Consider the following 19,338-nt stretch of genomic DNA (forward strand, 5'->3'; position numbering starts at 1 on the left):
AACCCAACACCCGAAACAGAAGTAAAAGCAACCCCAAAAACAGAAGTGAACGAACCAAAAAAACGGCGGCAGGTCCGCACACTGCAGGGCCGGGAGCGGAGGCACGAGGGGCAGCCGACCGAGCACGCCGGCAAGCTGGCGAACCCGACGTCCCTCCCCCACAGTTGTCCCATGGATCTCACCGCCATCGTCGTAGACCTCATGCCCAACCTCGTCAACCTCGCCCTCAGCCTCGTCGGCACCGTTCTAGGCATCCTCGTCGTCTACGCCACCTTCACGCCCATGGTGCGGTTCGAGTCCAGAGTGCGCTGCGTGAAGACGCCCCAGGGCGAAGCTCAGTACAACGTCGTCTACTGGCGCAGCCGCTTCCTCGCTCTCCAAGACGTTCGAGTCCGAGCCTTGTTGAGCGTTCCGCCACTCTCAGGTAGCACCCATCGAAATCTCATCGACGTCCCCGTCGACGACGATGCCATTCCCCGGATCTCCGGACGAGGGAAGCAGCTGCCGCTATTACTCCTGGAACGGGTCGATTGGTCTCCCCTGGATCAGACGCGTCGACCCTCCGCGTCCGACGACCTCCGACTGACCATGTCCGAGCTCCAGGCTGACTTGCACGTGTTCGTCACAGCCACAGCGACAATTGGCGGGGTATCTCGCTCCTTCTACAAGGTGTACCGGCCCCACGAGATCGCCTTGCCGCTCAACTAGCCGCGTCCACGACCAGGGAGAATACCCGCGTAGGTCGGACAGATCCGTGACCACTCGACCAACACCCGCAATACTGGGGATAGAAGCTAATCAGGGAATGCGCAGCGGACTCAGGCTCGCTTAGCTTCGCGACGCGTGCCGGGTTCTTTCCCGAACCGGTTCATGTACACCTGCCGGAGTTCCTTGAGCTGCGCCCGCTCGCGATCGCTGATCGGTTCGGCCTTGCCCGCCGCGATACGACGCTGCAAGCTGCTTGCTCTCCTCGTCACTTCACCCACGGTGGCCACCTCCATTTGCTACTAGTTTCCGCCGATTCGGGCCCAATGTCTACGCCGCTCGCGTCCTGCAAGTTCTCGATCGTGCGGTAGATCATCGCACCCTCCGTCTCGGTCGCGTCGTTCAACAGAGCCACAAGTGCATCGTTGGCGACCTCGCGGTCAGTCTGATTGTCTGAACCGGCTTGGCCGAGCGCCCATTCCGCCCGCTTCCACCACTGCTCCCGTGCGGCATTCTCTCGCGCGATCAACGTCGACCGGTAGGCGGGGAAGAACGCGACCGCGGCCGCGACGATGGCGAACAGGCCAGCCACTGGCGGGCCCGACCAGAAGTCCCGCCAGAACGGGTCGTCGAGCACAAACGGCGGGAGCACGCTCCGCACGCTGGCCCCGACGATTGCCGCGCCCACTCCGACGGCAGCGAACTGGCCGACGCGCCTTCCGCGGCCAGTCAACTTGGATCCCAAGCTGCGGGCCGGAACGCGACCTTGGACAGGCTGTCAACACGCACGTACGGGCCCACTGCACTGCGCTTCCGTGTCCCGAGCACCAACAGCCGGCCTCCGCGCAAATCCTGCGGGTCCTTCACGCCGCACCAAGCGAGGAAAGACTTGATCTTGCCCTGGGTGACGAGAACTCGGAAATCACTGTCGTCGTGGCGCCCGATTCCCATCCACAGTTGCCCGGTCTTGGGGTTGATCCTCGCCCAATGGAGCTCACCCCACCAGCCCCGGGCCGCCTCGTCGTACCGCTCGTCCGAGCCGGCGTCGAAAGGTACGAAGAACCGCCGGACGGGAAGCTCGAGGTACCCGGCGATCACCACGATCTGGTTCGAAGCCCTGTAGTTGGCGCTCCGCACGACGTCGCGGAACAACGGCATGAGCTTTCGATGGCTGACTGCGTTGCGCTGACCGCCCTCGGGATGATCGACGACATGCCGCGGCGTGGCGTCACCTGCGCGCGACAACGCGTCGGGAGCGCCGTGACGCTCAACCTCGACGTCGGCATCGAGCTCGACCACAATCCGCTGTCCAGCGTTCCTTACGACGTCGACGGGATGCCCCATGTCCCCACCGACCTGCTCGCTCGGTGCCGACCTGTACTCGCAGTCCTCGCTGTGCTTCGCGCTGAAGTGAGCGCCTCGTCCGTCCGAACTCTGACGGACGAAGCTCGCTTGCGCCCTGCATGCGTCACTCGGGCAGATCAGCGAACGACGTCGTTTCGCAATCCCTGTAGCCCCGAGCGCGAGGAAGCCATCAGCCGTGTACTGCGTGCCGTCCGGGACGTAGATCGCGGTCTGCATCAGACATCCCGCCCCACAGGACACGAGCCAACCCCTCGGCCCCCTGCACCATCGCACCCCACGAAATCGGTCATGTTCGAGAGTGGCACGAACTCGGCGCACTTACACAACCCCCGGTTTGGTTCTATTCGAACCGAATCGGGGGTTTCGGCTTCTCAGAGTCTTGACGACCCGAAGACTCGAAGCGCCGCGCTACCGTGGTCGGGTGGCAGGGTCAGCGAAACGAAGGTTCGAGCTGGTCTGGGATGATTCGACTACCGCTCGAGTGCGTCGTGCCGACCCGCTGATGACGCGAGACCGTCCGCTCGCTTGGTTCAGGGCGACGAGGAACGAGCGTGGCGATGTCGTCCGCTTCGACATCTACGCTGACGCAGCTGCGATCGCCGATCGCGTCTGGATGGGCAGGGCCAGCACGACCCAGTCTGCTGTCGAGTTCTGCGCAGAGCGAGAAAGCCCGCTGCAGGAGATGGCGGAAGTTGCCGTGTGGAATCGCCTCGTGAGCGCGTCTGACCGAGGGGACTATCGCCGTCTCATCGAGGAAAGCCACCAGGAGCGCCTCGCGGGTTACGAAATGTTCTCGTGGCGCCCATGCACGCGGATCACGGTCGTTGATCCCGACGCAGAGCCCCTCTAGGGGGATCACTGCATGACGGGCCACAGCCGGCGGAAGCACAGAGCACCACGCATTTCATGATCGAGCCTGTTGTGGGTCGCTTTTTGTGGTACTCTTTTCCTATGGCAATCAGGTGGGCGGACAGCGCAGCGAAGCACGGTATCTCTCGCGAGGATGCTCTGTACGCGATGACGCACGCTGAGAAGGTTGCCGAGCTGGATGGTCAGCCTGGGGAGAAGGTGATGGTCTACCTTGGGCACCCCCACGGACAGACGGATCGCTACCTCGAGGTGATCGCTGCACACCGCCAGCCACGCGACGTCTTCGTGTTCCACGTGATGGAGCTCACGGACGTCTTCCGCTACCTGCTGAACGAAGGAGAGACGAAGTGACCAACTACGACGAGCTGTCCGCTAGGGCGGAGGCTGGCGAGCTTCAGGTGAAGCCTGGCACCACACTGAGCGGGGATGCAGCCGCAGAGTACGGCCGGCAGGCGCTGATGGACGCAACGGGCGCCGCGACCGTGGACGAGGCCGTGACGATCGCTCTCGGCCGGCCGCGCCTCGAGGCGGCCGAGAGCCCCGCCCCGGTGACGTGGAAGGTTCGCACGACGGCTGGGCTGGATCAGGCGGCCAAGGCGGCTGCTCAAGAGCGAGGCGTCTCGGTCTCGCAGCTGGTGCGGGATGCCGTCGCCAGCTACGTCCGCGCGAGCTGATTCACATCCACTGACGTAGTCCTCGGCCGCTGCGGCAGCCTGGCTCTCGTCGGCCGTCGTGGCTACGCTGAGCGGAAGGCGCGAGGCCACCCCCGTTTCCGCCCCATTGCTCCCGGTTGACCTTCCCCCCGATGGTCAGCCGGGGCATTTTTCTGCGTCCGGCGATGAGTCCGGTACACGCTCACCCAACCGCAACGTGGCATGTGGCACACCCTGTCCTGCGTGTACTGAGCGACAAGTTCCCCGGATTTCCGCGGATCTAGTGTGTACTGGTGCTTTACTTCTATTCCCTCTATTGGTAGCATTAGAAGTAATTACCGACTTAGGAGGTCTCGTGCCAGTGAACAGATCGAAGCTCAACGGCTTCGGGTGGAGTGAAGCGGCCGTTGTCGCCACCTGCCAACAGAAGGGCGGCGTCGGCAAGACGTTCCTCACGCTGAGCGTTGCCGACCAATTCGAGCAGATGGGGTACCGAGTGCTCGCGCTCGACCTTGACCCCCAAGCGAATCTCACCGAAGCACTGCAGCCCGATGCGCGTCCAGAGCTGACGATCAATGACGTGCTCGTCGGAGATCGCAGTCGCGGGGGAGAGGTGATCCCAGGAAGCATGAGGGACGCCATCTCGGACGCCGCGCCACAGTGGGGGACCATGCGCTATGTCCCGGCCGAACTGGCGCTTGCCGCTCGCGAGCAGGACCAACTGCTCGGCCGCGAATTCCGCATTCGCGAGGCACTGGACGGGGTGAAGGGTGACTACGACGTCGTTCTCATCGACTGCCCGCCCTCGCTCGGCCAGCTCACCATCAGCTCGCTCGTCGCAGCCGACTACGCCTTGCTCGTCACCGAGCCCCGCGCCGCGAGCGTGCAGGGCCTGGCTGAGATGACTGGCACGCTCGCATCAGTCCGCAAGCACTTCAACCCGTCGCTGCGGACCGCCGGCATCATCGTGAACCGGCACCGGGAATCCAGCAGCGACCGCCGCGAGCAGCTGGGGTACCTCAGGGAGGACTACGGGGACCGGATCCTCGAACCCATCCTGCACGAGCGGGAGGTCGTCCCTCAGGCGTACAGCGCAGCAAGGCCGCTGTCGTCGTTCAAATCGAAGTCGAAAGACATCACGGGGCCGCTCGGTGAGCTCACGGATCAGATCATCGCCACGTTCAGGAAGGACGCCAAGTCATGAGCGCCGAACCCACCCGTTCCCGTCGGAAGCCGAACCTGGAGGGCCTCGACGGCCCGGCGCCCGAGGAGCAGACACGGAGGGTCGAGAAGGCAACTGCGGTCGACCCGGTGATCGGTGTGACAACGGGAGGACGGAGCGAGCCTGAGTCGGTTGAGGTGCCGGCCGCTCCGCCGGTACCGGTCGACAAGGTCAAGAAGCAGTCCTACGACCTCCGGGAGTCGGTTGTGAATGCCGCTCGAGGCACGTGGGCGCTCACGCAGTTCCAGACCGGGTACCGCTCATTCAGCGCTTTCGTCGAAGCCGCGATCGAAGCCGAGACCGCCCGTGTGGCCGAGCGCTACAACGAGGGCAAGCCGTTCCCGCCGATGGAGCCGGGGAAGATCCCGGTGGGGCGGCGACTGGGCTGATGAGCTCGACGTTCGGTTCGGTTCCCTCGATCACTTCGGTTCGGGGGAACCCCTCGAACGCCCCGGTTCCCTCGAATGCTGCAGTTCCCCACAACCCCAACATTCCCTCTAATGCTTGCCCCTCGCTTGACAGCCCCGGTAGGATTGGCCACGCCTCGGCCGTAGGTTCAGAGGTTGGCCAAGTCCTCCCAGGTCTATCGCTCAGTACACCCTCGCGCTCGCCCCGTCCCGGCACCGTCTTGCAGCGTAGGAGTCGGCGACCAGGTCGACTTCGGCCGGCGTCCATCACGCCGACAGTCGGCCGCAGCACAGTGGTTCTTCGTCGCCAGTCTGCGCAGTTCCGCTCGGCTGCATCGGCAGCCGGCACCCCGCGGGGGAGCAGGTACCGGCACTTCCGAAGGCCCGCTGCCATCAGTCAGGTGCACCACCTCACCGCGGTTCCCGTCGACGAGCGTGTACTGGATCGACAGACGCCGACCAATGAGCGCTCCGACCGTCCTGAGTGGTGGGAGGTGATGGTGTGGGTCGCACAGCAACATCGTCTGGGTCTCGCGTAGGCCTGGTGCCCGCTCCCTGGTGGCGCTCGTTCCAGTTCGCAAGGATCTTCGCGTCCGGGTTCACACAGCACCGGGCGTCACCGTGGGGGCGCCGCGTGGCCCTGTTGCAGCTGCCCGTCGTGGCGCCCACGCTTGCGACGTCGGCTCTGCGCCGGCGGTTGTTCTGGAATGGGAGCTCAGCGATCGTCACGATGGCTCCGGTCGACGACCGACGACGCTCACGCCAGCTGTGGTCGGGATTGCTGACGATCATCCTCATGTACCTGCCTCTCGCGGTACTCGTCCCGGCCGTGATGTCGCTATGGGGCCCTGCTGGGCTTCTGGTGTTACTCGCCCTCTTCGCGGTTGTGTTGATGGGAGGGGCGCTCGGTCTCGCGGCTTCGTCGCGGCCTCGTTCGAAGGAGTCGATCGCGGATGAGCGCCAGGTGCTCGAGGAGCACTCGGGTACGCCGACGTGGATCCTCGCCAATCTGGTTCGGGATCCATCGGCACCGGCCGGGGCCGGTGTTGCACTGCTCTCCGCCGCGCTCGTCGACGAGCGGTTCCAGGGTGGGTTGATCGTGGCCACGGCCGCGGTGGAGAAGCTGGCAGCGCAATACGTGTCTGCCGGCATGACTCGAGCTCGGCCGGGAAGCCTCGTCGTCTACAAGCTGACCTGATCGCTGTAACACCACGAATCCCCCCAATGGAACCGTTGGGGGGATTCGTGGTGTCGGTGAGTGCGGATCAGATCATCGTCTTGGGGCGGACGGGGGAGAAGACCGTCATGGTGACGCCGGTGATCGGTGTGGAGTCGACGTCGAGGTTGGTGTAGCCGCGCTTCTTCGATTCGTTAACGAGCCAGGCGATCGGGTCGTTGGTGAACTCGGGGTGTTTCTTGTCCTCTCCACGAAGCTTCGACAGCAGGTCGCTGACGGCGTAACCACCCTTGGTGCCGACCTCCATGGTTCGCCCATTGGCGTAGGTGAGCTGGAACTTGATCTGCTTGTTGCTCCAGCGCTGGTTGCGGGCAGCTGCTCGCACCTTGCTGAGGATCTCCTCGCCGGCCTTCGCTCGCCCCTTCGCCTTCTTCGTCTTGGGCAGGGTGATGTCGTGAAGGCGGCCTCCCTCTGCGAGGTAGCTCGTTGATGTGAAGCGGCCCCGCTTGGGCTGTGAGACGTACCGTCCGCCGGTGTCTTCGGGAACGACGGATTTCGCTGGGCCCCCCTTCGGTGCCCGGACCGGGACGATCTTCCCTGCCTTTGTCCGACGCCGTGGCGGCACGGTCATGGCGTGGCCGGTGTCGACGAGCTCCTGCAGGGTCTTCACGTATGCGTCGCCGCGTGCCTCGCCGCGCAGGATCTTGCTGACCATGCGTGGGTCGCGCTGCAGCTCGTCGGCGATCTCCCTGGCGCTGACGCCTGAGGCGCGGAGCTCGCGAACGAGCTCCTGCGCGGTGAGCTTGGGACTCACGAGGCCATCTCCATTTCGAACGCCGATTCGGGGCCGGCCTTCTCAGCGCGCTTCTTCAGGCTGTCGCGTGCCCGGAGCGATGCCGGCGTGATCATGTTGCCCTCGACCACGCCTTGGAGGCGGAGACGGCCGGTCTTGCCGTCGTCACCGCCTCCGAAGCGTTCGGGGAGCGCCCAGCGGGGAACCTCGGTCGTGTAGATCGCGTCACCGTTGATGCCGATGAGGGTCTTCGGGTTCACCGAGAGCGCCCCACCGCGGGCATTGCCGTAGCTTCCCGCGAGGGGGGTCTCCAGGACCTTCGCTCGTCCTCGTGCCCAGATCTGCGATGCGAACTCGGGGTGGTAGAACGGGCGATTGCGCTCGGAAATCTGTCCGGGAATCGTGTAGGTGAACTCGTTGCCGTAGCGTTCGACGCTGCCCTGGTACTCGACGGGGATCTCGCGCGCTGATGAGACGCGGATGACGCGGTCGAGGCCTCGGGATGCGAATGCGCCAATCGCTTGGATCACCATGGCACGCAGTGCGGCGGAGACAGCCTTGCGCAGGAGGGCGGGCAGCTCGAGGTTGGAGTCGACTCGGTCTCGGGCGCGGATGATGCGCTCGGCGAAGGTGTCGAGGGGGCGCGCTTTCTGGAACTGGACGGCTTCGAGCGGTTCGACGGTCCATCCGTGACGGCGGGCGATGTCGATCTCTGCGGCATCGGCCCAGGTGTCTCCTCCGGTGCCGGGGATGTTCGGGTAGTACCAGCCGTCGGCGACCTTGAGGTGCTGCAGGGCGAAGATGCCGACGTGCTCCCAGTCCTGAGGGACGGTGAAGCGGACGAGGTACCGGGCGCGTGCGTAGCGATCGTTCTCGAGGAGGTCGAACGCTGCCGCGCGGTTGAGGCGACGCCCGGGTCCGATGCCGAGTTCGCGGCACAGCGAGGCATACATGAAGCGGCCGTCGACGTAGGCGAACTTGTCGATGTTCGGTGTCGTCTTCGGGTCGATGAGCGGCTGGCACATGGGCGAATTGGAGAAGTTCTCACCGGCGACGAGGTGCTCGAGGTGGTGCTGGCCGGCGGTCTTGTGGATCTCTTCCGCGATGTCGGCGCTGACCGGCTCGAGGTCGACGTTCTTCGGCAACGACAGGGCCCAGAGGTTACGGCCGGTGGCGGAGGGGCTGAGGAACATCGTGGCGCGTTCCTCGACGTTGCGCAGCGTTGTTGCGACCATGTCCCACGACTGCCGCGCCTGTTCGGGGGAAAGGTGGATGTCTCCGAACCACTCGGCCGCGGTTCGGACTTCGACCTTCTGCAGGGTCGTCTGACGGATGAAGGTCGCCGCGTCTCCCTTGGGGAACACGTTCGCTGCATCCCAGCCCTTCGTCGAGGCCATCAGCCAATGCGCCTTCCCCGGCTCACGGTCGGGGAGCTTGCCGGTGAACATGATCCGGCCGGCGCCGAGATGGGCGGCGGTTTCGAGCATGTCCAGCAGGTTCGGCTTCACACGGCCGCCGGCGATGCGGGGCTTCACTTCGGCGCCGGCTCCAGTGCGTCCGTAGCCGGTGGTGTAGTCCACCCAGATCGTCGGGATCTCCTGAGGGCTCCAGGGCTGGGGTCTCATGTTGGTCTCCTTGGTTCCGTCGCGTCAGGACGCGATCGCCGTCGCTGCAGCTCGAGGCGAGTCACAGCGAACGCAGAATTCGTAGTCGTCGAAGAACTTGTGGCCAGCGGTGGCACACAGCCCGGCGTTGGTTGCGATCGCGCTCGGTTTGGGCGAGCGTTGCCAGCTCGTCGGCGTCCGTTCGATCGACGCCGCGACGAACGAGATCGGATTCGCAACTGGGCCGCTGCGTCGCGCCCAGATTTCAGTTGCCGCTGCGGCGAGGTCCAGGGTGTCCACGGACACCACGCGACCGGCGCGCAGTCGCTCTCGGAGATCGTCGACGTCCAGCCGAGGATCCAGTCCGCTGAGGACGGCCCGGGTCACTCTTTCGATGACAACTTCCGGATCATCATCATCATCGCTGTCCGAGGGCGCCTGCGCCTCTTCAGGTACCTCAGGTACTGATGATGACGGGGGGTTAAGTCTTCTTAAAAGATCGTCTTCCTTAAGCACCGACGGAAAACCCGTCGTCTGGATACCCGTCCTACGGTCGCTCTCGGAGGCGTCCGAATTGTGCGTTTCTCCGGACGACGGGTTTCCCGTCATTCGGGAGTTATCCACAGGCTCGACACCGGACGACGGGTTTTCCGTCATCTGGTGATCTTCGATGCCTTCGACACCGGACGACGGGTTTTCAGTCGTCCGGCTGAAACGCCCAGAATCGGCCCTCTGAGCATGCTTACCCCCGTTTGGCTGGTCCAGGTCAAGCGCAGCCAAACGTGCCCGCTCCGCGACGTCTGCGGGGTCCTGGACGATCCAATCGATCTCTCCCGTGAATGCACCGGACTCATCGCGGATCGCCTGCTTGTGGAGGTAGCCGAGCGCGTAGAGCTCGTTCTTGATCCGTCGCAGCTTGTCCCGACCGACCTTCTTCGCGCGCATCAGCTGCGCCTCGGTCATCGTGAAATCGAATCGGTGCGAGCAGATGTACCAGAGCAGGCCTGCAGCCTCGAGACTGAGTCGCGGGTCCCGAGCCCACGCGTTAGGCATGGGCTCGTAGTCCCGTGCAACGCGCCACTCACCCTTGCGAATCGCCATCAGCGGTCACCCCCGAACGGTCGGCGGAGACCTCGTGTCGATTTCGAAAACAGAAAACGAAATGGGGTATGATCCATCTGATCGCTCCTAACGGACGCATCAAAAACGGCCCTCCTGGGGTCCTGGTTGAACAACTGAATGGGGCACCCGAGATTCGTGGTCGGGGGTGTTCCACCGAAACTCTCTGAGAGCCTCCACTGCTTGCCGGCAGTTGGAGGCTCTCGAGTTTTGCTAGGCGCTGCGTGCCATGGTGGGCAACTCCTCTTGCTGTCGAATGAGTCGCGCGCGTCGTTCCGCGCGTTCGATTTCCTCCAGGACGTACTGGGGAGGTTCTTCGTTGTGCGCTTCCGCCAGCTTGAGCGCGAGATAGCTCCCGAGTGGGATGCCGAGATCGCGGGCGCTGGACTCGTACGCCTCGTAGGTGTTTTCCGGAAGCCGGACGGTCGCTGCCTTGCGCGTTCCCCGAGGCTGTTGACCTGGTTTGGGTGCTGGAAGAAGAGCGGACATGGGATATGTCTAACAGAAAGATGATGCTGCATCAGCATTGAGCGCGTGCGTGTCGCGTGTCCGAACATAGTGGTTCCTACTTCTCGGGAGTTCTGATGGTGATGGGTTCGTCTTCGGGGAGCGAGATCGAGCTGGGCTCACCTGTGCCGAGGTCCCGATAATCGAGCGCGACGTACCCTTCGTCGAGGTCGGGTTCGACACCGTCGATGAGTCCCCAGATGCCGTTGTCGGCGTCGACGAGCGCGATCGCCCCGTTGAAGCCTTCCTCGGAGTCAACGAGGTCGACGAGCGAGATGCTGGAGCTTGCGCCGTAGCCGGCGAACAGATCGGTGTCGTCCTCTTCGACCTCCTGGCTCGCGATCTGTAGCTTGGTCAGCTCGCTGGACTTCTTGCGCGCATAGACGCCGGCGGCCTTCCTGACCGGCATCTCGTCAGCTGCGGACGCGGCGATGATGCGGGTCGCCATGTAGTCGTTGTAGTTCGGGGCGTCCTGGTCGCTCTCACCGTCGAGGTCGACGAAGTCGTCTGGGTCCACGATCTGTTTGAGCTGGTGGATGGTGACCCGTGGGCGCATCCGCTCGACGATCTCCAGGTCGCCGGGGGTGACCCAGTTCTCCGGCGTGGCAGGGTCCGTCTGGTAGGGGTCGGGCGTCCAGTACGCCTGTACCTCGACGGGGATCCCTTCCTGGTTGTACGCGGTCCCACGGCCGATGGCTTTGAGCGGAACGGTGACGCCGATGTTGTACGAATCCCACATCATCTTCGCGCCGTCGGGGGAGAGGCGGCCGAGGGAGATCCGGCAGCCGAAGTTGTCGCGCATGTCGCCGGTGAGGAACTCGGCGTCGGGACGTTGGGTGCCGAGCACGCAGTGCATGCGCACCTTCCGGGCGAGGCTCATGAAGTCGGAGATCTCGTCGAGAGCCGGCGGTGTGGCGAGGCCTCCCTTGGGCTTCACCGATCGGTACCAGCGCGTGAGCGCGTTGCGGAAGGTCTTGTATTCGTCGATGAAGAACAGCACCGGCACGAAGTCCTCGAGCCTGACACGGCCCGCCTCGTAGTCCTCGAACCGTTGCTGCATCATCGTGTAGACCTGGTGGGCGACCCTGGCCTGGTGGTCGATGCGGCCCGCGATGAGGCTGACGTTGGGGTAGCTGCGCAGGCCGAGGAACTCGATGCGCTTCCCGTCGATGCCCCAGATCTCCCAGCCCATCGCTGCGAGGTAGCCGACGATGCCGAGCTCGACGACGGTCTTGCCCTTACCGGTCTTGCCGACGATGAGCATGTGCGGGTCGCGCTTCGGCCGCCAGGTGAGGACGTTGCCGTCCTCGTCGACGGCGTAGGGCACCTCGAGGGAGTCGTAAGTCGCGAGCGGATCCACTTCCTCCGGCGCGACGGACGGGTTCGGGATAATCCCGGGGAGCGCCGGCCGGACTTCGAAGCGGACGCGATCGTGCTGCAGATCCCAGTGCGCCCGCCAGCGGCCGTCGAGAGCGGAGGACAGGTTCATCTCCACGCGATGACGGAGCGCTGAGGAAGCCAGCCGCGGCGTCACCTCGTAGCCGACGGTGATGTCGTGAAGGCCGTCCTTGTCGAAGCCGGTTTCCACCTTGCATCCGGGGCCGAAGATCTTCGCCACCATCGTCTTCACGCGCTCGATCTGGAAGTCCTTGCTGCCCGCCTCGACGACCTTCTCCACGAACGTGACGTAGGTCTTCCTGGCGTCGTGCTTCTCGACGGCGTACGTGGTTCCGAGGCGTCGCTTCGCGTGAGTCGCGATGTCGGGCAGGAACGTGGGGGAGGTGTCATCGAGCACCTCGCTGTAGTGCACACGGAACTTGGTGGGGTGGCCGATCCATCGGCTCGACCACTTCTTGACGCGCAGGACGTCACGAGACGGTTCCCGCCATCCGAGAGTCGATGACACGGCCAGGATGAAGCGATCCGTGAGCTCGGCGCGCCGGCGCGTCCTGATGCCTGCAGTGATCGCTGCAGCGCTCATGAACGGAACACCCACGACACAGCCGGCCAGGAGCTCCCGTTGATCCGTCAGGACGGCGACCCCGCCCACGACAATCCCCAGCAGCGTCGACGTCGCTGTCACCGACACCGCGTGAGTGCGGACAGGTGGCAGCGACGCGTTGGTTGCGGTCGGGCGTTGGGTTGTGAACGGGTTCATCGGGCGCTCCGCGCTGCACGGCGTTCCTTGGCGCGACGGAGGACGAGGACCGTCAGGAAGATCACCAGGGCGAAGAATGCGCCGACGATCACGATTCGGAGGACGTCGAGGCCGGCCCCATTGCCGATCGGAATGATCACGCCGGTGGTGGTGATGATGCCGTGTCCGATCAGCCACACCTGGACTGGGGCGAAGAACGATCCGGCGAGCGCCGGCAGGGCCGGTAGGAGGAATACGCCGAGGAGCAGGTAGGCGAGGACGTCGTTGTCGTCTGTGGCGTTGGTGGTTGTCATGGTGATCTCCTTCGTGTGCGTCTACCTAGGAGGGGTACACGTGGGGCGTCGTTTGGGACATCGGGGGGTGAAGTTAGTAGTTGCGGGCGCAGTCGGGGCCGCAGAGTTCGAGGCCCCAGACCTTGGTGAAGAGTTCTGGGTTGACGTAGCCGGCGCCGTTGGCGTCGAGGGGGAGTGCGGCGACTTGGGGGTTGGTGTTGCCCTGGACGTTGATGCGGACGTCGAGGTGGCAGCCGGTGCTGGGGGCGACGTTGCCGGTGACGCCGATCTGTTGGCCGGGGACGACGGTGGCGCCGACGTCGACGAGGCGTTCGGACTTGTACATGTGGAGGTAGCTGACGACGAAGCCGTCGGGGTGTCTGATCGAGAGGTAGAGCTCGCTGCTGAGGGTGACGGTTCCGGGGAGCATCGCGTAGACGGGGCGGCCGCAGGGGTTGGGGTAGTTCTGGAGGTCGACGGCGGGGTGCCAGGTGCTGGCGCCGGTTCCGGTGTCGGAGCGGGGGCCGAAGTCGTCGGTCATGCTGAATGGCACGTCGAGGGGCATTGCGATTTCGCCGGTGGGGCCGGAGGTGCAGCTTGAGGCGGATCCGCCGAGCTGCTGCAGGAGTTGCGTGGCGGCGGGTTCGTAGTTGGCGTAGCGCTCGGGGTGGGCGCTGACCTGGACGGTTTGTGCGAGCTCGCCGACCGGCATGGTCTCCCAGCCGGGGATGTCGAGCAGGCCGCGCGGGGATCCCGCGTTGGGTCCGTTGGGTCCGCCGAGGAACGCTCTGGTGGCGTAGGAGACATCCATGAGTTCGGCGACGGTTCCCCATCCGCTCTCTACCCGCTGTTGGAAGGGGTTGAGGCTGTCGTGGTCGGATCCGTCGCCATCGTTTGGGTAGTTCGCGGACTCGGGGTAGGCCTTCACGTTGGACAGGTTCCGGCCCTTGGCCTCGACGAGCGTCGTCGCGAACATGGTGATGATGCCGTGGTCGGAGATCTGCTGGGAGTTGGCGACGCCGAGCATCGTGCGCAGGTTGGACAGCTGCGCCTGGTCGAGCGTGAAGCTCGTACCGTCGGCCGTAGTGAGGGTGGTGGTCCCGTCAGAGGTGCCGGCGGGCTGCGCGTTGGTCTCGGAGCTGGGAGCACATCCGCCTCCGGAGAGCGAACTGACGGCACCCACTATCGAGAGGGCCATGAAGGACCCGAAGCCGCCCAGCGGCAGCGCGACCGCGAGCACGCATGCGGGGATCAGCAGACGCTTTTTCATGATCCGTTGGGTCGGGCGATGCGGGCGAGCTCGTTGCGTAGCGGCGACGGGCGGGCGGGTGCTGGTCGGCGGGGCGGCAGGGAGGAGATGTCGTGGACGACCTCGTTCCGTTCAGCCTGGCGTTCGATGTGTCCGTGACCTTCGGCGTCGACGATGATGCGCCGGCCGAAGGGCTGTGAGGCGGGAGCGTCGCCGATGATGTCGATCGGCTGCCGGCCGGCGGGCTCCTCGACGGACGAACGCTGAGCGATGTGACGCTGCAGGATCGTCTGACCCGCCATCGTGGTCGCTCGGAGCGCAACGGAACTGGTGCCACCGGTCGCTGCCGCAGTTGCGAGCTCGGTGGCCGCGAGCGCCGCGCCGAGCATCTTCGATCCGGTGCGGCCTCCGGCAGGGCGTGCCCCGTTGCCTCCGGTGGGTGCGTCCGAGGGGGAGCCTGCTTCCAGCGCTGCGGGACTGGTGTTGTCGCGAGTGGCGTGCATGTAGCCGGCGTCGGCGGTGGGAGCTGGTTGCTTGGCTCGTGGGGCAGCCGGTGCGAGTTGGCGGTCAGCAGTGGGCTTGCGGCTGCTGCGCAGCGCGCTAGCGACGTAGTGTTCGCCGACGCGCATGGCGGAGGAGAGGACCGGTGAGGGGCCGGCGCCGAGCTTGGCGTTGCCGAGGCCGATCTTGGAGAGACGTTCGGCGAGGGTCTCGCCGGCCTTCTTAGCCCGGTGCCGCGCGACGATGAGTGAGACGAGGAAGACGGTGTTGAAGAGGTTCACGATCATCATCTGGGATGCGAGGTTGAGGCCAGCATCGAAGGAGAGCAGGTAGATCAAGAGCCGCAGGTAGACGGCGAGTGCGACGACGGTCGCCGCGAGCGTGAACGCGCCGATGTACGTGCCGAAGACGGACTTCCAGAGGGCAGCGCGGCCGAGAGCGGGGAGGACGGCGACCTGGACAGCGACCATCGACTTCATGGCCTGCCAGAGGGTGTACAGGATCGCTGCGAAGAGGAAGAGCGCGAGACCGATGCCGAGGATGAGCAGGGACAGCGTGCCCATGCTCATGCTGCCGGCGGTGATGACCTGGTGCACGCCGGGGTGCTGGACGTGGTCTTTGGCCGCCGGGTCGCAGTCACCGACCCTGTCACGGACCTCGGTGCTGTCGAGGTCGTAGGGCTTGGCGAGCGCCATGGTGTCGGTGAAGACGGCCTCGCAGTCGCCGGTGAGGGGCTTACCGAAGACGACGATCTGGGCGCCCTGACGGACGAAGAGGTCGACGAGTTGTCCGGTGATCGCGGTGGTGATGACGTTCTGTGCATCTGCCGGCCGGACGGCGGTCTGGCCGATCTGATCGTCGTCGGACACGATGCTGGCGGCGAGGTTCGCGCCGTACGTCTGGCTGACCTCGAGGGCACCACCTGGCCCGGTGATAGTGGCGACCGGGTTGGCCAAGAGCCCGCCGGCGAGGACGGCGCAGACTACCGAGACGGCGATCTCGGCGCCGCCCGTGGCGTACCGGCCGCGCATCAACATGATGCCGGCTGCCAGGGCCGTGACCATCAGCGCGAACGGGATCCAGTTCAGTTCCCCGAGGAAGGTCTGGAGGAGCGTCGCGATGCTGTTGAGAGGTGTCGCGAGCCAGCTCACCCACTCGAAGCCAAGGAGCCACTGGAACAGCCAGAGGACCCAGGAGATCACAACCACGCTCGGGATCCAGGCGAAGTCGATCGCAAACCCGACGACGCCCTTGTCCCACCGGGGCGGGAACTGTCCCTGGCCACGGTCGAGCGGCAGCGTGATGTAGTGCGTGAGCGAGACGCCGGCGGAGTCCGTGATCGGGGTCGGCGGCAGGAGCGGGAACTCTGCAGTCTCCGTGCCATCTGCGGCATGGGCCGGAGGTGCGAGAGCGATGCAGGCGATGAGGTAGCCCACCGTCACGATCAGCGCTGCAGTCAGGCGGGGATGGAGGATGCACCACAGGTGGAGCCTGCGGGCACGGTTCTGGAGATCGCGGATGGCCGTCGCGTAGGTGTGGATCATGATGCGGCCCCCTCGAGGTGGAGCGCATGCTCCAGGGTCTGCGGGGTGGTGAGTGTTGCTTCGCGGCGGTGGGGGCGAAGTGACAGGGTCTTGCGGATCTTGCCCATCCGGCCGCGGGCGTCTCGCATGAGGCCCTCTCCTCGGCGCTCGAGGGGCACCTTGCCGTCGTTGCCGAGCGGCGAGAGTTCTTTGGTCACGAGGTGCACGAGGTTGTCGTTGTTGGAGAAGCCCTCCTCGAACCATTCGAGGTTGCCTTTGGCAAGCCCGATGTCGGTTTGGCGCATCAGTACGCGGTTCTTGATCATGCCGCGCAGCTCAGCGGGGCCGAAGTGATGGCAGTCCTGGCCGGCGATGCACAGCGGAGCGCCGTGCTTGCGGCCGTCGAGGAGGAACACGCTCAGTTCCCTGCAGCCGACGATCGAATCGGTGACGTGCTTGACCTCGTCGATGACGAGGAGGGCGAGCTCGTCCGGGTTGGCGAAGCACACCTCGCGGGCCAGGCTCATGAGCAGGGCATACATCGCGTGACCGAAGAGCTTCGGGAGGGACATCTCGGCGTTCATCTTGTCGTTGAGCAGCTCGTGCTCGTCCGGCAGCTCGAGACCGTGGGTGAGAAACACGATCGTGTTGGAGTCGACGTCCAGCGGGGGAAGCGTGGCGTCGAACAGGACGGCGCCGTACTCCTTGTTCGCGTAGAGACCCATCAGGCCGGCGAGGTTCTTCGCCTCCGCATCCTTCTCGCCGAGGACGCGGACATGCTGCAACAGTGCCCCGGCATCGTGGAGACCGTTTGCGACGGCGTACTCGGGTTCGAGGAGTTCGGACAGCATGACGCCGCCCGGCGAGCGCGCGGGGACACCGAGCAGCGACGAGAGGAGCCCCTGCATGTGGGAAGCGCCGGTGCGCGCACCGAACACCCGAAGTGGGTCGAGCGAGAACGCCGGGTTGACGATGTCGACGATGGTCGTACGCTCGGGATCCAGCGAGCGCGCGAACTTGCCGTACTCGCGGCTGGCCGTGCGGTCGATGATGACTGCGCGGCCACCGCGGTCGTGGTTGTCGCCGACGATGCCCTTCAACGCGACAGACTTGCCGGCTCCGGGTTCGGCACAGATCGCTACGGCAGCGGAGATGTCGGAGCGCACCTGGCCGTGGAGGTCGAGGAACACCGGTCGGTTGGTTCCGCTGGTGATGTTGTCGGCGAAGTAGATCCCCTGGTCGTCGCCGAGCTCGCTGGAGGTGCAGGGGATCAGCGACGCGAAGTTGCGGCTGGTGGTGATCTCGGTGAACTCGCGGATCACCCGGTCCGTCGGCACGCCGGGGAGCATGCCCCACCACAGTGCCTCTTGGGCGCCGTAGGGGGATTCGAAGATGAACTCCATCCCCTTGAAGTCCTTCGCGATGAAGTTCGCCTTGCGGCGGGCATCATCAGCGGTCTCGCCGCCCACGGCGACGATCAGAGTCGTCTGGATCTCGACTTCCTTCTCGGTCCGGTTCAGCTCGCGTACGTACTCCTGCAGGGTGGCGGCGGAGTCCTCCATCTCGCTCCCGGATCCGGTGATGGTCTGGGTGCCGCTGCGCTGCTCGAGCTGATCGGTGATGTTGGCCTCAGCGCGAGCATTCCTGCGCAGCGCGACGGAGGCGCGGACGATGTTCAGCCGCAGCGCCCAGTCGGCGTCGACGCCGAGCTCGTCCAGGCGTTGCATCCACTCGACTCCGGGAGACTCCCACCCGCCCTTTGGCGTGCCGGCCAGCGCGAGCATCACCTGGTAGGAGGTGGTGTCCTCCCGCGGGTTGATGACCTTGAGGAACCGCTGCGTGAGCGGGTTGAGCTTCTCCGTGATCCGCTTCGGGTCGGTCTTGCCGCCCTCGTCGAAGAAGGGGTTGGGGAAGATGGCCCCGTTCGTTCCCTGAGTACGGCGAGCGCCGTCGTGGAACTGGTGGGCGACTCCGCCGCGGACGCCGGTGGGTGCGGGGGCGCCGTTGTCGAGGGAGAGGCCGCGTTGCATGGCGTGACCGAACATCCAGAGCTGCTCGGAGGCGGTCGCTCGGGTGGGCTGGAAGGCGGCTGGGATGGCTTCTTCGATGCGGCCGGCGGCTTGGAGGGCGTCTTCGATCTCGCGTTCGGAGGGGCGTCGTGGGCCGAGGGCGAGGAGGTCGAGGGTGGTGGCCTCGGTGGTGCGTCGGAAGGCTTTGAGCTGTTCGACGACGTTGCCGGAGCGGAGGGGGACGGCGAGCCAGTATTCGCGGGTGCCGAGGGGCCGCTCGCGGAGAGCGTCGACGGTGAGGAGGGCTTCTTCTGCCCATCCGGTGTGCTCGGTGATGTTGACGCCCTCGAGCATCTTGTTGACGATGACTTCGGGTTCGATGTCTGCGGTGAGGCCGAGGATGAGGGCTTCGCCGAGGATCGATTGGAACAGGTCCTGGTGGTGTGCGCGGGACCAGCCGTAGGTCTTGCCGCCGCCGAAGCCGCGAGCGAGGCCTTGGATGCGCCAGGTGGCCCAGATTGTGCCCTGGCGGGTCCACATGAGGTGCTGGTTCAACGCGAGGATGGGGACGCGCATTAGTTGGCCTCGTCTTTCCGAGCTTGTTCGAGGAGCCGGCTGAGCCCGCTGGAGGGCATCGTGCGGCGGGTGATGGGGATGACGTTGTCCGGCAGCGGTTCCGAGACAGGTTCTGGTTCCGGCAAGGTCGCCTCTGTTGCTGGCGCCGGGGAGGGCTCCGGTGTCACGTCGACGACGGCGACCGGTGCGACCGGTGCGGCCGCGATGGCCGGTGCGGTCGTGGGGGTGTCCATGATGAGGACGCTTCCGCCGACGTAGTGGGGCTTGAGCTCGCGGACGGTGCGGCCTTGGTAGGTGCCGGTTCGTGAGGCTGAGGCGCCGATTGCGACGTCGAGGGCGATGTTGCCGAGCTGGCGGCGGCTGGCGGGGATCTTGCCTGAGAGCCAGAGTGCTGCCGCCCCTGTAGTGATGGTGATGACGAGATCGGTGATGATGCTGCCGGTGCTCCATACGGGTCGGATGAACCAGCACAGGGCGATCGCTCCGGTCCCGACGCCGACCTGCACGAGCGTGTACGGGCCACCCCAGACGCGGCCGCCGTTGGGCAGCTTGCCGAAGAGGATGGGGAACCGGCGGGCGCTGGTGTAGAACTTGGCGACGTCGGGGCCGTGAGCGTGCTCGGACATGG

At 65.4% G+C, this 19,338-nt stretch carries 19 protein-coding genes; 6 read left to right on the forward strand and 13 right to left on the reverse strand.

Features of this window, described 5'->3' with window-relative positions; translation table 11 throughout:
• The first annotated feature begins 171 nt into the window (after positions 1-171).
• Positions 172-708 carry a hypothetical protein gene (locus tag ITJ57_RS18565; protein WP_194671541.1) on the forward strand — a complete coding sequence of 179 codons (537 nt, stop codon included), beginning with the start codon at positions 172-174 and terminating at the stop codon, positions 706-708.
• Between the two features lie 110 nt (positions 709-818).
• Here the strand turns inward: ITJ57_RS18565 and ITJ57_RS18570 are convergent, their stop codons facing one another.
• From ITJ57_RS18570 to ITJ57_RS18580, 3 genes are all read right to left on the reverse strand, one after another.
• On the reverse strand, positions 819-956 hold the full coding sequence (locus ITJ57_RS18570) for a hypothetical protein (RefSeq protein ID WP_194671542.1): 138 nt from the start codon (positions 954-956) through the stop codon (positions 819-821).
• A gap of 17 nt (positions 957-973) precedes the next feature.
• Positions 974-1,342, reverse strand: a complete 369-nt coding sequence (locus tag ITJ57_RS18575; protein ID WP_194671543.1) for a hypothetical protein — start codon at positions 1,340-1,342, stop codon at positions 974-976.
• A 92-nt stretch (positions 1,343-1,434) separates the two neighbouring features.
• A complete protein-coding gene (locus ITJ57_RS18580; RefSeq protein WP_194671544.1) occupies positions 1,435-2,286 on the reverse strand; it encodes a hypothetical protein in 852 nt (283 codons plus the stop codon).
• Positions 2,287-2,976: 690 nt separating this feature from the next.
• Between ITJ57_RS18580 and ITJ57_RS18585 the strand changes: the two genes are divergently transcribed.
• The 5 genes from ITJ57_RS18585 (at position 2,977) to ITJ57_RS18605 (ending at position 6,420) form a co-directional block, all read left to right on the forward strand.
• The gene (locus ITJ57_RS18585) at positions 2,977-3,291 is read left to right on the forward strand and encodes a hypothetical protein (RefSeq protein WP_194671545.1); all 315 of its coding nucleotides are present in this window, start codon (positions 2,977-2,979) and stop codon (positions 3,289-3,291) included.
• On the forward strand, positions 3,288-3,614 hold the full coding sequence (locus tag ITJ57_RS18590; RefSeq protein ID WP_194671546.1) for a hypothetical protein: 327 nt from the start codon (positions 3,288-3,290) through the stop codon (positions 3,612-3,614). Before ITJ57_RS18585 ends, ITJ57_RS18590 begins: the two co-directional genes overlap by 4 nt.
• A 340-nt stretch (positions 3,615-3,954) precedes the next feature.
• Positions 3,955-4,797: a ParA family protein gene (locus ITJ57_RS18595; RefSeq protein ID WP_194671547.1), complete on the forward strand. Its 843-nt coding sequence runs from the start codon at positions 3,955-3,957 to the stop codon at positions 4,795-4,797.
• On the forward strand, positions 4,794-5,204 hold the full coding sequence (locus tag ITJ57_RS18600; protein WP_194671548.1) for a hypothetical protein: 411 nt from the start codon (positions 4,794-4,796) through the stop codon (positions 5,202-5,204). The genes ITJ57_RS18595 and ITJ57_RS18600 overlap by 4 nt, the downstream gene beginning before the upstream one ends.
• Positions 5,205-5,952: 748 nt before the next feature.
• Complete coding sequence (locus ITJ57_RS18605) at positions 5,953-6,420, forward strand: hypothetical protein (protein WP_194671549.1); 468 nt, start codon at positions 5,953-5,955, stop codon at positions 6,418-6,420.
• A gap of 67 nt (positions 6,421-6,487) precedes the next feature.
• Here the strand turns inward: ITJ57_RS18605 and ITJ57_RS18610 are convergent, their stop codons facing one another.
• From ITJ57_RS18610 to ITJ57_RS18655, 10 genes are all read right to left on the reverse strand, one after another.
• Positions 6,488-7,213, reverse strand: coding sequence for a hypothetical protein (locus tag ITJ57_RS18610; RefSeq protein ID WP_194671550.1), 726 nt, complete (start codon positions 7,211-7,213; stop codon positions 6,488-6,490).
• Entirely contained in the window at positions 7,210-8,817 is a 1,608-nt protein-coding gene (locus tag ITJ57_RS18615; RefSeq protein WP_194671551.1) for a hypothetical protein, read from the reverse strand. The genes ITJ57_RS18610 and ITJ57_RS18615 overlap by 4 nt, the downstream gene beginning before the upstream one ends.
• 24 nt (positions 8,818-8,841) lie before the next feature.
• Positions 8,842-9,759: a hypothetical protein gene (locus ITJ57_RS18620; RefSeq protein WP_194671552.1), complete on the reverse strand. Its 918-nt coding sequence runs from the start codon at positions 9,757-9,759 to the stop codon at positions 8,842-8,844.
• Between the two features lie 369 nt (positions 9,760-10,128).
• The gene (locus ITJ57_RS18625) at positions 10,129-10,404 is read right to left on the reverse strand and encodes a hypothetical protein (RefSeq protein ID WP_194671553.1); all 276 of its coding nucleotides are present in this window, start codon (positions 10,402-10,404) and stop codon (positions 10,129-10,131) included.
• Between the two features lie 76 nt (positions 10,405-10,480).
• Positions 10,481-12,403: a type IV secretory system conjugative DNA transfer family protein gene (locus tag ITJ57_RS18630; RefSeq protein WP_194671554.1), complete on the reverse strand. Its 1,923-nt coding sequence runs from the start codon at positions 12,401-12,403 to the stop codon at positions 10,481-10,483.
• A gap of 173 nt (positions 12,404-12,576) precedes the next feature.
• Positions 12,577-12,873: a hypothetical protein gene (locus ITJ57_RS18635; protein ID WP_194671555.1), complete on the reverse strand. Its 297-nt coding sequence runs from the start codon at positions 12,871-12,873 to the stop codon at positions 12,577-12,579.
• 73 nt (positions 12,874-12,946) lie between these two features.
• Positions 12,947-14,122, reverse strand: coding sequence for a M23 family metallopeptidase (locus ITJ57_RS18640; RefSeq protein WP_194671556.1), 1,176 nt, complete (start codon positions 14,120-14,122; stop codon positions 12,947-12,949).
• A complete protein-coding gene (locus ITJ57_RS18645; protein ID WP_194671557.1) occupies positions 14,119-16,146 on the reverse strand; it encodes a hypothetical protein in 2,028 nt (675 codons plus the stop codon). The genes ITJ57_RS18640 and ITJ57_RS18645 overlap by 4 nt, the downstream gene beginning before the upstream one ends.
• Positions 16,143-18,710: an ATP-binding protein gene (locus ITJ57_RS19700; protein ID WP_304609477.1), complete on the reverse strand. Its 2,568-nt coding sequence runs from the start codon at positions 18,708-18,710 to the stop codon at positions 16,143-16,145. Before ITJ57_RS19700 ends, ITJ57_RS18645 begins: the two co-directional genes overlap by 4 nt.
• Positions 18,710-19,336 (reverse strand): hypothetical protein, encoded by a 627-nt coding sequence (locus tag ITJ57_RS18655; protein WP_194671558.1) that lies wholly within the window; start codon positions 19,334-19,336, stop codon positions 18,710-18,712. Before ITJ57_RS18655 ends, ITJ57_RS19700 begins: the two co-directional genes overlap by 1 nt.
• Positions 19,337-19,338 lie beyond the last annotated feature (2 nt).

This window comes from Plantibacter sp. VKM Ac-2880, from assembly GCF_015351235.1.
Classification (GTDB): Bacteria; Actinomycetota; Actinomycetes; order Actinomycetales; family Microbacteriaceae; genus Plantibacter.